Here is a 12,539-nt window from a genome sequence, read left to right as displayed (position 1 = left end):
CGCCCCCGGACAGTTGAGGCTCAGCCCTGGCTCAGTTCGGGCGCCAGTCGCGGATGCGGCGCAGCAGGGCCGCGTCCAGTGTGCGTTCCCATTCGGCGAAGGCCGGCGCCAAGGCCTCCTGGAAGGCCGCGGTGTTGACCGTGGTCACCACGGTCATGCCGCGGCTGCGCAGCAGTTCCACGCCGTTCGCGTCATCCTGCGACACGCGGTCGCGGTTGGCGCGCTGCGCGGCGCGGGCCGCGGTCATGAAATGCTCACGGTCGGCCGGGGTCATGCGCTGCATCAGGGCCGGGTTGCAGATCATGACGGAGGGCGAATAGACGTGATTGGTCAGCGTCATGTAGCGCTGCACCTGGTTCAGGTTGTTCGCCACGATCACCGAGATCGGGTTTTCCTGCCCATCCACCGTGCCCTGTTGCAGCGCGGGCACCAGTTCGCTGAAGGCCATCGGCGTGGGCAGGGCCCCCAGCACGGTGAAGGCCCGCATATGCACCTGGTTCTCCATGGTGCGGACCTTGAGGCCGCGCAGGTCGGCCGGCAGGTTCACCTCGCGGCGGGAATTGGTGAGGTGGCGGAAGCCATTCTCGGTCCAGATCACGCCGTGCAGGCCGCGCGCGCTGAAGCGGGACAGCACCTGCTGGCCGATCTCGCTGTCCAGCACGCCGCGGGCATGGGCGGTGTCGCGGAACAGGAAGGGCACGTCGAAGATGCGGACCTCGGGCACGAAGTTGCCGACGGGGCCGGTGGAGGTGAAGGTGCAGTCGATGGTGCCGATCTGCACGCTCTCGACCATCTCGCGCTCATTGTCGTTGCGCTGGGCGACGACGCGATAGCGGCCATTGGTCAGGCGCTCGAACACCTCCTTGATGGCGGCGGGGCCCACGCCGGTGTGGCTGTTGGCCGGAAGGGCGTGCTGGATGGTGATCTGCGTCTGGGCGATGGCGGGGCCGGCCAGGAAGGCGGCGATACCCGCCGCCAGCGCCGAACGTCGGAACATGGACATTTCGTTTTTTCTCTCCCTGAGTATCAATTGCATAGGGCATGTTCCGGCCCGGTTGCAATCGGACAATCAGCGAGGGGCGCGTGATGAAAAAGGGGGCACCGGTCGCCCGGCACCCCCCTTCGATTCGCGCCCGAACCAGGGCTCAGTTCGGCTGCCAGTCCCGGATGCGGCGCAGCAGGGCCGCGTTCAGCGTGCGCTCATATTCGGCGAAGGCGGGGGCCAGGGCTTCCTGGAAGGCGGCGGTGTTCACGGTCGTCACCACCGTCATGCCGCGCCGGCGCAGTTCCTCGACGCCCGATTCCTCATCGGCCGTCACGCGCGCCCGATTGGCGGCCACACCCGCGCGCGCCGCTTCCTGGAAAGCCGTCCGGTCGGCGGCCGACATGCGGGCCAGCATGGCCGGATTGCAGATCAGCACGGCCGGCGAATAGACGTGGCTGGTCAGCGTCAGGAAGCGCTGCACCTGGTTCAGGTTGTTGGCCACGATGACGGGGATGGGGTTCTCCTGCCCGTCCACCGTGCCCTGTTGCAGGGCGGGCACCAGCTCGCTGAAGGCCATCGGCGTGGGCAGCGCGCCCAGGGTGGAGAAGGCGCGCATATGCACCTGGTTCTCCATGGTCCGCACCTTCAGCCCGCGGATATCGGCGGGGTTGTTCACCTCGCGCCGGGAATTGGTCAGGTGGCGGAAGCCGTTCTCCATCCAGGCCACGCCCGCCAGGCCCCGGGCGTTGAAGCGGCCCAGCATTTCCTGGCCAATCGGCCCGTCCAGCACGCCGCGGGCATGGGCGCTGTCGCGGAACAGGAAGGGCACGTCCAGGTTCCGGGTGTCGGGCACGAAGTTGCCGACCGGACCGGTGGAGGTGATGACGCATTCGATCGTGCCGATCTGCACGCTCTCGATCGCCTCGCGCTCATTGTCGTTGCGCTGGATGACGACGCGGTAGCGGTTGCCGGCCGCGCGTTCGAAGGCCTCCTTCAGCGCGGTCGCGCCGGCGCCGTAATGGCTGTTCAGCGGCAGGGGGTGCTGGATGGTGATCTGGGTCTGGGCGGCGGCGGGGCCGGCCAGCAGGGCGGTGAGCCCGGCGGCCAGGGCGGTGCGGCGGAACATGGGCATTTCCTGATTTCTCCCTCTTCTGGGGCATGGATTAAGTAGCATCCGGTGCCTTTGCAATCGGGCCGGCGGGTGGTTGGCGCGGGCCGGTCCCGGGTTCATCCTGGGGGCCGATTCCGCTTCAGATGAGGTTCCGCCCATGCCCCTGCGTTGTGATCTGGTGATCCGGGACGCCACGGTGCTGGATGGCACCGGCGCCCCCCGCTTCACCGCCGATGTGGCGGTGGAGGGCGACCGTGTGGTGGCCGTGGGCGACCTGGGCTCGGCCTCGGGCCAGGCGGAGCTGGACGCCAAGGGCCTGGCCCTCGCCCCCGGCTTCATTGACGCCCACACCCATGACGACCGCGCCGTGCTCTGCGGCCCGAACTGCCTGCACTGCAAGTCGAGCCAGGGCGTGACCACCGTGGTGGTGGGCAATTGCGGCGTCAGCCTTGCCCCCACCCGGATGTCCAAGCGCCCGCCGCCGCCGCTGGACCTGCTGGGCGATGAGAGCTGGTTCACCCTGGGCAGCTTCGGCGAATACGCGGAGGCGCTGGCCAAGAACCCGCCCGCCGTGAACACGCTGGCCTTCTGCGGCGCGCAGTCGCTTCGCGTCGAGGCCATGGAGGGCGATGTCTACCGCGCCGCGAAGGACCATGAGATCGCCCGCATGCAGGACCGCCTGCGCGAGAGCCTGCGCCAGGGCGCCTGCGGCTTCACCACCGGCCTCTACTACGCCCCCAACGCCCAGGCGACGACGGAGGAATGCATCGCCATCGCCTCCGTGCTGGCGGAGGAGGGCGGCCTCTACGCCACCCATATGCGCGACGAGGCGGACCATGTGCTGGACAGCATCCGCGAAACGCTGCGGGTGGGCCGCGAGGCAGGGCGTGAGGGGGCGCCGCTCGAGGTCGTCATCAGCCACCACAAATGCTCGATGAGCGAGAATTTCGGCCGTTCGCGCGAAACCCTCGCCCTGATGGACACGCTGGGCCAGGACCAGCCAGTGGCCTTCGACGTCTATCCCTATCCGGCCGGCTCCACCGTGCTGATGCCCGACAAGCTGCGCCAGGATGTGAAGGTGCAGATCACCTGGTCGGTGCCGCATCCGGACCAGGCGGGACGGGACCTGGACGACATCGCGCAGGACTGGGGCATGACGCGCCGCGCGGCGGCCGAGAAGCTGCAGCCCGCCGGCGCCATCAGCTTCATGATGGACGAGGCCGATGTGCAGCGCATCATGGCCCACCCGCGCAGCATGATCGGCAGCGATGGCATCCCGCATGACGAGAAGCCGCATCCGCGCCTCTGGGGCACCTTCCCGCGCGTGCTGGGCCGCTATGTGCGCGACTTGCAGCTGTTCAGCCTGGAGACCGCCATCCACAAGATGACGGGCCGCACCGCGCAGATCTTCGGCATCCCCGACCGCGGCGTGATCCGCGCCGGCGCCTTCGCGGACCTGGTGCTGTTCGACCCCGCGCGGGTGCGTGACCACGCCACCTACAAGAACCCCACCGCGCTGTCGGAAGGTGTTGTGAAGGTGTGGTGCAACGGCATCCCGACCTTCGAGGAAGGTGCCGAGACCACCACCGCCGCCGCCGGCCGCTTCCTCGGCAACCCGAGGCTGAAGGCCGCCTGATGGGCGTCGAGCCCGAGGTCGCGCGCGGGCGCATGTGGCAGTCCGGCACGCTGCCCAGGGCGGGGGCGATGGCGCTGCTGCTGGGCGCCATGCTGCTCTTCCTGTCCTGGCTCTCGCCCGACCGTGCGCCACCCACCGATGTGGACCGCTACCTCCGCCGTGGCGAGGTGGCGGGGGCCGAGGCGCTGCGCGCCGATCTGGTGCGGCTGTCCCCGCAGGGCACGGATTCCGGGCCGGCCGTGCAGCACCTCATCGCGCTTGGGTTCAACTGCGTGGCGCCCATGCTGCCCAATGGCAGTTGGAGCTGCCTGCACCGCCGACCGGCGGAAGGGCGGGTGCTGCGGAGTTTCGAGGCGCGTGTGCGCCTCGATCGCGGCAGCACGGCCGAGATCACGACCCGGATCTGGGACGAGCCGATCCGCTGACATAGCCCTCCCAGCCGGCGGCGCGCAGTTCGCAGGCCGGGCACTCCCCGCAGCCATGGCCCCAGGGGTGCAGCACCTCGCGCACGCCCTTGTAGCAGGAATGGCTTTCGCGCCGGATCAGTTCCACCAGCGCTGTGCCGCCCAGGCTTTTCGCCAGCCGCCAGGTGGCCGGCTTGTCGCGCCACATCAGCGGCGTGTGCAGCACGAAACGCGACGCCATGCCGAGATTGATCGCCACCTGCAGCGCCTTGATGGTGTCGTCGCGGCAGTCGGGATAGCCGGAGTAATCCGTCTCGCATACGCCGGTGACGATGTGGCGCAGGCCCCGCCGTGCCGCCAGCGCGGCGGCGAAGGTCAGGAAAATCAGGTTGCGGCCGGGGACGAAGGTGGTGGGCAGCCCGTCCGCCCGCAGCGCGATCTCGGCCTCGCGCGTCAGCGCCGTGTCGGAGAGGGCACCCAGCACGCCAAGGTCCATCAGGTGGTCCTCGCCCAGGCGGGGGCTGGCCATGCCTTCGCGCAGAGCGCCGCGGCAGTCGAGTTCGATGCGGTGGCGCTGGCCATAGTCGAAGCCCAGCGTCTCCACATGGGCGAAGCGGTCCAGCGCCCAGGCGAGACAGGTGGCGCTGTCCTGCCCGCCGGAGAACAGGACAAGCGCGGCATCGTCTCTCATGCGGGAAGCCTCTCCAAAGCCCAGCTGGCGGCCTCGGCCAGCACGGGGTCGGGGTCATGCGCCAGGGCCTGCGCGGCCGGGCGCAGCGCCGCATCGCCGCTGTTGCCGATGGCGATGGCCACGTTGCGGAGGAACCGGTTGCGGCCGATGCGCTTGATGGGGCTGCCCGCGAAGCGCGCGCGGAAGCCGGCGTCGTCCAGGGCCGCCAGCTCGGCCAGCGGCGGCGCCACTTCGCCGCGCGGGTGCAGCGCGATTTCGGCGGCGCCGCGGGCGAATTTGTTCCAGGGGCACGCCGCCAAGCAATCGTCGCAGCCATAGATGCGGTTGCCCATGGCGGCGCGGAACTCCCGCGGGATGGGGCCGCGGTGCTCGATGGTGAGGTAGGAGATGCAGCGCCGCGCATCCAGCACATAGGGCGCGGGGAAGGCCGCGGTCGGGCAGGCGTCCAGGCAGGCGCGGCAGGTGCCGCAATGGTCCCGCTCCGATGCATCGGGCGGCAGGTCGAGCGTGGTGTAGATCTCGCCCAGGAACAGCCAGGAACCCCATTCCCGGCTCACCAGGTTGCTGTGCTTGCCCTGCCAGCCCAGCCCGGCCTGCTGCGCCAGTGGCTTTTCCATCACCGGCGCCGTGTCCACGAAGACCTTCAGCGGTTCGCCCTTGAAGCGTTGCGCCATCCATTGCCCCAGCGCCTTGAGGCGCTTCTTCACCACGTCGTGATAGTCGCGCCCCTGGGCGTAGCAGGAGATCGTGGCGCGGGAGGGCCGCGCGAGGCTCGCCAGCGGGTCGTAGCCGGGGCCGTAGTTCTGGCCGAGGCTGATCACGCTGACCGCCTCGGGCCAAAGGGCGCGGGGATGGGCGCGCTGTTCCACGCGGCGTTCCATCCATTCCATGCTGCCATGTTGGCCGGCGGCGAGGCTGGCATCGAGCCGCGCGCGCGCCTCCTCCGGCAAATGGGCGCGGGTGAAGCCCACCGCGTCGAAGCCCAGCCGCAAGGCTTCGGCGCGGATTTCCGCCGCGGAGTTCACGGCGCGTCGGCGAGGATGGCGGTGGCCTCGATTTCCAGCAGCGCCTCGGGCTCCACCAGCCGCGCCACCTGCACGAAGGTCATGGCGGGGAAATGCGGACCCATGACCTCGCGCCAGGCATCGCCCAGCGCGGGCAGGTTCGCCTGATAGTCGCGCAGGCTCAGCACGAACCAGGTCATGCGCGCAATGTCCGGCGCGCCGCCGCCGGCTTCGGCCAGGACGGCGAGCACGTTCGACAGAGCCAGCCGCGCCTGGGCCACGAAGCCCTCGGCGAAGCGGCCCTCCGCATCGCTGCCCACCTGGCCGCCCAGCACCACGAGGCGCCCGGACCCGGCCCAGCCATGGGTGTGGCCGCGCGGGCGGGGCCAGCCTTGCGGGTGGAGCTTGGTGAGAGCCATGGCCCCGGGCTTTCGCAGCGCCGGCGCCTCCTGTCCAGCGTGATCTGTGCGGGGCGCCCGGCGCGTGGCATCTTGCGCCGCAAGCACGAGGAGGGGAGGGCATGACGGCACCGGTGCTGATCGCGGGCGGGGGCGTGGGCGGGCTGACGCTGGCCCTCTCCCTGCATGAGCGCGGCATTCCCTGCGAGGTGTTCGAGGCCGCGCCTGAGGTGAAGCAGCTCGGCGTGGGCATCAACACCCTGCCGCACGCCATCCGGGAATTGTCCGCGCTGGGATTGCTGGAGGCGCTGGACGCCATCGCCATCCGCACGCGCGAACTGCGCTACCTCGACCGCTTCGGCAACCGCATCTGGACCGAGGCGCGCGGGCTGCATGCGGGGCATGAGGCGCCGCAATTCTCCATCCATCGCGGGCGGCTGCATGGCGTGTTGTGGCAGGCGGCCATGGAACGCCTTGGCCCCGCGCGCATCCACACCAACAAGCGGCTGCAGGGCTATATGCAGGACAGCCGCTCGGTCACGGTGCGCTTCACCGATGGCAGCACGCGGCGCGGCAAGGCGCTGGTGGGGGCGGATGGCATCCATTCGGCGCTGCGCGCGCTGATGCACCCGCAGGATGGCGGCATCCGCTGGAATGGAATCCAGATGTGGCGGGGCGCGGTGGACTGGCCCGTCTTCGAGGGCGGCGACGTGATGACGGTGGCTGGCGACATGCGGGAGAAGCTGGTGCTCTACCCCATCGCCGCCGGCGCCACGCCGCAGACGCGGCTGACCAACTGGGTGGTCTGCGCCCAGATCGGCGATGCCACGCAACCGCCCCCGCGCCGCGAGGATTGGTCGCGCCCCGGCCGGCTGGAGGACGTGCTGCCCCATGTGCAGCGCTTCCGCGTGCCCTGGCTGGATGTGGAGGCGCTGGTCCGGGCCACGCCCGAATTCTGGGAATACCCCATGTGTGACCGCGACCCCTTGCCGCATTGGACCGAGGGGCGCGTGACGCTGCTGGGCGATGCCGCGCACCCTATGTATCCAGTGGGCTCGAACGGCGCTTCCCAGGCCATATTGGATGCGCGGCTGCTGGCGCGGCTGCTGGCGGAGATGAACGTGCCATGGGCGCTCGCCGCCTATGAGGCCGAGCGCCTGCCCGCCACCCGTGAGATCGTGCTGGCCAATCGCCGTGGCGGCCCGGAGCGCGTGGTGGATGTGGTGAGCGAACGCGCGCCGGAGGGTTTTTCCGACATCACGCAGGTGATCGCGCAGGACGAACTTGCCGCCATCGCGCGCGGCTATGCGCAAATGACAGGAGCGCGCCGATGAGCCGCATCGAGATCGAGGAACGCGGCGATGTGCGCCACGTCATCGTGGCCAATGACGCCAAGCTGAACACGCTGAACTCGCCGCTGCTGGAGGCGCTGGCCGAGGCTTTCGCGGTAAGGCCGGACACGCGCGCCGTGGTGCTGGCGGGGGAGGGGCCGCGCGCCTTCATCGGCGGTGCCGATATCCGCGAGATGGGCGCCATCACCACGCCCGAGGGCGGGCGCCAATTCATCACCCGCGTCCATCGCGTGAGTGCCGCCATCCGCGCCTGCCGCGTGCCCGTCATCGCGCGCATCCAGGGCTGGTGCCTGGGCGCGGGGATGGAGATCGCGGCGGCCTGTGACATGCGGCTCGCCTCGACGGCGGCGAAGTTCGGCATGCCGGAGGTGCGCGTGGGTATTCCTTCGGTGGTCGAGGCCGCGCTCCTGCCGGGCCTGATCGGCTGGGGCCGCACCCGCCGCCTGCTGCTGCTGGCCGAGACCATTGATGCCGCCACCGCCGAATCCTGGGGCTTCTGCGAGCGGGTGGTGGAACCGGACGCGCTGGACGGCGCCCTGGACGAATGGCTGCACCTGCTGCGCGAGGCCGGCCCCCGTGCCATCGCTGACCAGAAAGCGCTGATCCGCGCCTGGGAGGATCTGCCGCTGAGCCAGGCCATCGCCGCCGGCATCCCCGCCTTTGCCCGCGCCTTCGAGACGGATGAACCACGGCGGATGATGGGGCATTTCCTGAATAGAAGGCGCTGACCCGCAGGACACATGCCCGGAGGGGTGAATCGCGCGCCAAGATATCAGCCCCGCAGCGCCTTGATCTGCGCCGGATAGCTGGACGGGTCCGTCCGCACGTCAATCAGGCGGGGCCCGGGCGTCGCCTCGGCCTCGGCCAGCGCGGCGCGAAGCCCCGCCGCATCGGTCACGCGCCAGGCGGCGCCGCCCATGCCCCGCATGACCTGCGCGAAATCGGCCTCGGGCCAGTCGAGCGCGCCGTCCGGCAGGTCGCGCGCGCCTTTCTTGATATCAATGAGCGAGAGCAGCGCGTCATTGAACACCACCACGGTCAGGTTCAGCTTCATGGCGGCGGCGGTCGCCAATTCGCCCAGGCACATCATCAGCCCGCCATCGCCCGTAAAGGCCAGCGCGCCGCGCGCGGGGTCATGCCAGGCCGCGGCGATGGCGGCGGGCAGCGCATAGCCCATGGTGGCGAGGCCGTTGGAGATCAGCAGGTCACCCGGCGCGAAGCATTCCCAGAAGCTGGTGCAGGGGAACATATGCGCCCCCGCATCCACCGCGACGCGCGGATGGCCGGACAGCGCCGCCTGGGTGGTGGTCACGATCTCGGATGGCGCCATGCCGCGATTGCCGCCTGCCGTGTTGCGCAGCGAATCCGCCCAGACCTGGCGGCGCCGGGCCACCTCGCCCGCGGGCCAGGGGCGGGCGGGGCAGGTGCCGGCCAACTCTTCCGCCGCCGCCTCCCAGGCGCCGTGCAGGGCGAGGGCGGGCGGCGTATAGTCCAGCCGGCGCGGGGCGGTGGCGAAGTCCAGCACCGGGGCGGCATAGCGCCAGGCCTGGCCGATGAACTCCACGGGGTCGGCGCCCAGAAGAATGATCAGGTCCGCCTCGTGCAGCAGCGGCGCCTCGGCCTCGCCGCCCGTGAAGACGCCGCCAAACAGGGGGTGGCGGTCCGGCACCACGCCCTTGGCCTTGTAGGTGACCAGCGCCGGCGCCCCCAGCGCCTCCACCAGCGCCCTGGTGGCGGCCGCGCGGGCGGGGAGGGTGGCCTCCAGCCCGATGACGACGGCGGGGCGCTGTGCCTGCGCGATCATCCGGCGCGCGGCGGCGATGGTCGCGGCGTCGGGGGGGGGCAGTTCGGGCCAGCGGAATTCCGGCGCGGGCGCGGCCGCCCCTCCGGCCACATCGCCCGGCAGTTCGAGATAGGCGGGACCGCACGGGGCGGCCAGCGCGGCTTGAAGGGCGGCGCAGGTGGCCTCGCCGGCCGGCACTTCCTGCGTGAGCAGCCGGGCGGAGGTGACGGGCGCCATCATCGCCGCCTGGTCGAACCATTGGTGGGTGGTGAAGCGCGCCTCGGCCGCGGGGAAGCCATCCGCGAAGAGGATCACGGGCGCCCGTTCCAGCGCCGCATTGGCCATGGCATTGGCGGCGTTGGACACGCCCGGGCCCCGCGTGGTCAGCAGGCCGACGGGCCGGTGGGTGAGTTCCGCCAGGGCCGCCGCCATGATGCCCGCCCCACCTTCCGTGCGGGCCAGCACGAAGGGGATGCCCTGACGCTTGGCGGCGGCGATGAGGTCGAGGCTCGATCCACCCCCCGGAACGCCGAAGATGGCCGGCATGCCCGCCGCCGCGCAGCAGGCCATGACGGTCTCTGCGCCCGTGAGGCGCTGTGGCGTCTGGTCCATGGATGTCGTTCCCCCCGAGGCGTGTCGTCCATCATACGCCCCGTGCTGCCACGGCCCAGCCCGGCGCTGCCTGTCCGCGCGGCAACTCCGTGCCGCTGCCCCGCTTTTTGCGGCGGGCTGGCTTGCGCCGGGCGCAAGGCCTTGGTCAATTCGGCGTTATGAGTCAAAGCCAGTCCCAGGGCGCCCCCCGCACCCCCCCCGCCGCCTTCGACGAGCTGGGCCAGGGCGCCGAGATCCGCGCCGCCTATGCCGCCGTCGCCGCCTGGCTGGAGCGCACCCCGCCCTCCGAGCTCGAAGCCAAGCGCGCGGAGGCCGAGCTGCTGTTCCGCCGCGTCGGCATCACCTTCGCCGTCTATGGCGAGGGCGGCGACCCGGAGCGGCTGATCCCCTTCGACATCATCCCCCGCGTGCTGGCCCGCAGCGAATGGGACCGGCTGAGCGCCGGCCTCTCGCAGCGCGTCCGCGCGCTGAACGCCTTCCTGGCCGATGCCTATGGCAAGCAGGAGATTCTCAAGGCAGGCGTGATCCCGGCAAGCCTCGTCACGGGCAATGAGCAGTTCCGGCCCGAAATGCAGGGCTTCCAGCCCCCCGGCGGCGTCTACACCCATATCGCGGGCATTGACCTGGTCCGCACCGGACCGGACCAGTTCTATGTGCTGGAGGACAATGCGCGCACGCCGTCGGGCGTTTCCTACATGCTGGAGAACCGGGAGGCCATGCTGCGGCTCTTCCCGCGCCTGCTGGCCCGCCACCGCCTGGCCCCGGTGAACCGCTACCCTGAGGATCTGCTGACCACGCTGAAGGCCGCGGCACCTGACCGCGCCGGGCCGAACCCCACCGTCGTGATCCTGACGCCGGGCGCCTTCAACAGCGCCTATTACGAACACTGCTTCCTGGCCGACGAGATGGGCGTGGAGGTGGTGGAGGGCGCCGACCTCTTCGTAGACGAGAACGTCGTCTTCATGCGCACCACGGCCGGCCCGCGCCGGGTGGACGTGATCTACCGCCGCATTGACGACGATTACCTCGACCCGCGCGCCTTCCGCCCCGACTCCATGCTGGGCGTGCCGGGCCTGATGGCGGCCTACCGCGCGGGCAATGTCGCGCTGTGCAACGCGCCCGGCTGCGGCATCGCGGATGACAAGGCCATCTACCCCTTCGTGCCGCAGATGATCCGCTTTTACCTGGGCGAGGACCCCAAGCTGGCCAATGTCCCCACCTATCTCTGCGAGCGCGACGCCGACCGCGCCTATGTGCTGGACAATCTGGACCAGCTTGTCGTGAAGCTGGCCCAGGGCTCGGGCGGCTACGGCATGATGATCGGGCCGCACGCGACGGCGGCCGAGCGCGCGGAGTTCGCCGCCCGCATCAAGGCGCGGCCTGCGGACTACATCGCCCAGCCCACGCTGGCGCTGTCCACCGTGCCCACCCTCTGCGCGAACGGGGTGGCGCCGCGGCATGTGGACCTCAGGCCCTTCGTGCTCTCCACGAAGGATGAGGTGCGGATCGTCCCCGGCGGGCTGACACGCGTGGCGCTGCGCGAGGGGTCGCTGGTGGTGAATTCCTCCCAGGGCGGCGGCACCAAGGACACCTGGGTGCTGGACACCGATCCGCAGGACGGAGCCGTCGCATGCTGAGCCGTTCCGCCGACAGTCTCTTCTGGCTCGGTCGCTACACGGAGCGCGCGGCCAATGTGGCGCGCGGCCTGTCCGTGGCCCTACGTATGGCGGGGCTTTCCGCGCAGCTCGGCGCGGAGGGCGATGAATGGCGCTCCCTGCTGATCGCGACGGGCTGCGAACCCGCCTTCTTCGCCAAGCATGAGGAAGCCAGCCAGGAAAACGTCGTGGACTTCCTGGTGCGCGATCCGGACAACCCCACCGGCATCATCTCCTGCTTCGCCGCCGCCCGGCACAATGCGCGCAGCGTGCGCACGGCGCTGACGGTGGACATGTGGGGCGCGCTGAACGACAGCTGGAACGCGCTGCGCCACGCCGAATTCCAGGGCGAGCGGCTGCCCGGCTTCCTCGAATGGGTGCGCGAGCGCGTGCTGCTGTTCAACGGTGCCGCGCAGGACACCATGCTGCGCGGCGAGCCCTGGCTTTTCGTGCAGCTCGGCACCGCGCTGGAACGCGCGGACAACACGGCGCGGCTGCTGGACGTGAAGCACCACCTGCTGGCCCCCGCGCAGCAGGCAACGGTGGAATACGCGCAGTGGCAGGCTATCCTGCAATCCGTCTCGGCGCTGCGCGCCTACCACTGGGTCTACAAGGACCGGCTGGAGCCGGCCAAGATCGCCGAGCTGCTCATCCTGCGGCCCGAATTGCCGCGCAGCCTGACGGCCTGCCATGGCCGCGTGCTGGAGGTGCTGGACCGCATCGCGGCCGGCCAGGCGGGCCGGCGGGGCGAATGCCACCGCATGGCGGGCGAGCTGCACGCGCGGCTGCGCTACGGCCGGATCGAGGAAATCCTCTCGGCCGGGCTGCATGAATACCTGACGGACATGATCATGCGCACGGCCGAGCTGGGGAACGAGATCGAGGCCTTCTACATCCGGGCCTGAGGG

Annotated in this window: 12 protein-coding genes; 6 read left to right on the top strand and 6 right to left on the bottom strand. The window is 70.5% G+C overall.

Going from position 1 to position 12,539, the window contains the following annotated elements:
- Nucleotides 1–31: 31 nt before the first annotated feature.
- Complete coding sequence (dctP, locus tag JTN19_RS04080) at nt 32–997, bottom strand: TRAP transporter substrate-binding protein DctP (RefSeq protein WP_242530846.1); 966 nt, start codon at nt 995–997, stop codon at nt 32–34.
- A gap of 148 nt (nt 998–1,145) precedes the next feature.
- Entirely contained in the window at nt 1,146–2,111 is a 966-nt protein-coding gene (gene dctP / locus JTN19_RS04075; RefSeq protein ID WP_242530845.1) for a TRAP transporter substrate-binding protein DctP, read from the bottom strand.
- A gap of 142 nt (nt 2,112–2,253) precedes the next feature.
- Here dctP (JTN19_RS04075) and JTN19_RS04070 point away from each other — a divergent pair, with 142 nt between their 5' ends.
- Both JTN19_RS04070 and JTN19_RS04065 read left to right on the top strand, forming a co-directional pair.
- Nucleotides 2,254–3,732 carry an N-acyl-D-amino-acid deacylase family protein gene (locus tag JTN19_RS04070; RefSeq protein ID WP_206930630.1) on the top strand — a complete coding sequence of 493 codons (1,479 nt, stop codon included), beginning with the start codon at nt 2,254–2,256 and terminating at the stop codon, nt 3,730–3,732.
- Nucleotides 3,732–4,157 (top strand): hypothetical protein, encoded by a 426-nt coding sequence (locus JTN19_RS04065; protein ID WP_206930629.1) that lies wholly within the window; start codon nt 3,732–3,734, stop codon nt 4,155–4,157. Before JTN19_RS04070 ends, JTN19_RS04065 begins: the two co-directional genes overlap by 1 nt.
- On the opposite strand, the gene queC is transcribed toward JTN19_RS04065, so the two are convergent.
- The 3 genes from queC to JTN19_RS04050 are packed head-to-tail and all read right to left on the bottom strand — an operon-like array spanning nt 4,123 to nt 6,250.
- Nucleotides 4,123–4,827: a 7-cyano-7-deazaguanine synthase QueC gene (queC, locus tag JTN19_RS04060; RefSeq protein WP_206930628.1), complete on the bottom strand. Its 705-nt coding sequence runs from the start codon at nt 4,825–4,827 to the stop codon at nt 4,123–4,125. The two genes, JTN19_RS04065 and queC, sit on opposite strands and share 35 nt — an antisense overlap.
- The gene (queG, locus tag JTN19_RS04055; protein WP_206930627.1) at nt 4,824–5,852 is read right to left on the bottom strand and encodes a tRNA epoxyqueuosine(34) reductase QueG; all 1,029 of its coding nucleotides are present in this window, start codon (nt 5,850–5,852) and stop codon (nt 4,824–4,826) included. The genes queC and queG overlap by 4 nt, the downstream gene beginning before the upstream one ends.
- Nucleotides 5,849–6,250: a RidA family protein gene (locus JTN19_RS04050; RefSeq protein ID WP_206930626.1), complete on the bottom strand. Its 402-nt coding sequence runs from the start codon at nt 6,248–6,250 to the stop codon at nt 5,849–5,851. Before JTN19_RS04050 ends, queG begins: the two co-directional genes overlap by 4 nt.
- A gap of 101 nt (nt 6,251–6,351) precedes the next feature.
- Here JTN19_RS04050 and JTN19_RS04045 point away from each other — a divergent pair, with 101 nt between their 5' ends.
- Entirely contained in the window at nt 6,352–7,563 is a 1,212-nt protein-coding gene (locus tag JTN19_RS04045; protein ID WP_206930625.1) for a flavin-dependent oxidoreductase, read from the top strand.
- Nucleotides 7,560–8,309 (top strand): enoyl-CoA hydratase, encoded by a 750-nt coding sequence (locus JTN19_RS04040; RefSeq protein WP_206930624.1) that lies wholly within the window; start codon nt 7,560–7,562, stop codon nt 8,307–8,309. The genes JTN19_RS04045 and JTN19_RS04040 overlap by 4 nt, the downstream gene beginning before the upstream one ends.
- A gap of 44 nt (nt 8,310–8,353) precedes the next feature.
- Here the strand turns inward: JTN19_RS04040 and JTN19_RS04035 are convergent, their stop codons facing one another.
- Nucleotides 8,354–9,976, bottom strand: a complete 1,623-nt coding sequence (locus JTN19_RS04035) for a thiamine pyrophosphate-binding protein (protein WP_206930623.1) — start codon at nt 9,974–9,976, stop codon at nt 8,354–8,356.
- 158 nt (nt 9,977–10,134) lie between these two features.
- Here JTN19_RS04035 and JTN19_RS04030 point away from each other — a divergent pair, with 158 nt between their 5' ends.
- Nucleotides 10,135–11,613: a circularly permuted type 2 ATP-grasp protein gene (locus tag JTN19_RS04030; RefSeq protein WP_206930622.1), complete on the top strand. Its 1,479-nt coding sequence runs from the start codon at nt 10,135–10,137 to the stop codon at nt 11,611–11,613.
- Nucleotides 11,607–12,536, top strand: a complete 930-nt coding sequence (locus JTN19_RS04025; RefSeq protein WP_206930621.1) for an alpha-E domain-containing protein — start codon at nt 11,607–11,609, stop codon at nt 12,534–12,536. Before JTN19_RS04030 ends, JTN19_RS04025 begins: the two co-directional genes overlap by 7 nt.
- Nucleotides 12,537–12,539 lie beyond the last annotated feature (3 nt).

The sequence above is a fragment of the Roseococcus thiosulfatophilus genome, from assembly GCF_017311575.1.
GTDB classification, from domain to species: Bacteria; Pseudomonadota; Alphaproteobacteria; order Acetobacterales; family Acetobacteraceae; genus Roseococcus; species Roseococcus thiosulfatophilus.
Note: the sequence above shows the minus strand (reverse complement) of the source record. Positions and strands in the feature narration are given on the sequence as shown.

Bases quoted from the DNA above. Each gene is read 5' to 3' on its own strand.
- dctP (WP_242530846.1), bottom strand. From the start codon at position 997: ATGTTCCGACGTTCGGCGCTGGCGGCGGGTATCGCCGCCTTCCTGGCC.
- dctP (WP_242530845.1), bottom strand. From the start codon at position 2,111: ATGTTCCGCCGCACCGCCCTGGCCGCCGGGCTCACCGCCCTGCTGGCC.
- JTN19_RS04070 (WP_206930630.1), top strand. From the start codon at position 2,254: ATGCCCCTGCGTTGTGATCTGGTGATCCGGGACGCCACGGTGCTGGAT.
- JTN19_RS04065 (WP_206930629.1), top strand. From the start codon at position 3,732: ATGGGCGTCGAGCCCGAGGTCGCGCGCGGGCGCATGTGGCAGTCCGGC.
- queC (WP_206930628.1), bottom strand. From the start codon at position 4,827: ATGAGAGACGATGCCGCGCTTGTCCTGTTCTCCGGCGGGCAGGACAGC.
- JTN19_RS04050 (WP_206930626.1), bottom strand. From the start codon at position 6,250: ATGGCTCTCACCAAGCTCCACCCGCAAGGCTGGCCCCGCCCGCGCGGC.
- JTN19_RS04045 (WP_206930625.1), top strand. From the start codon at position 6,352: ATGACGGCACCGGTGCTGATCGCGGGCGGGGGCGTGGGCGGGCTGACG.
- JTN19_RS04040 (WP_206930624.1), top strand. From the start codon at position 7,560: ATGAGCCGCATCGAGATCGAGGAACGCGGCGATGTGCGCCACGTCATC.
- JTN19_RS04035 (WP_206930623.1), bottom strand. From the start codon at position 9,976: ATGGACCAGACGCCACAGCGCCTCACGGGCGCAGAGACCGTCATGGCC.
- JTN19_RS04030 (WP_206930622.1), top strand. From the start codon at position 10,135: ATGAGTCAAAGCCAGTCCCAGGGCGCCCCCCGCACCCCCCCCGCCGCC.
- JTN19_RS04025 (WP_206930621.1), top strand. From the start codon at position 11,607: ATGCTGAGCCGTTCCGCCGACAGTCTCTTCTGGCTCGGTCGCTACACG.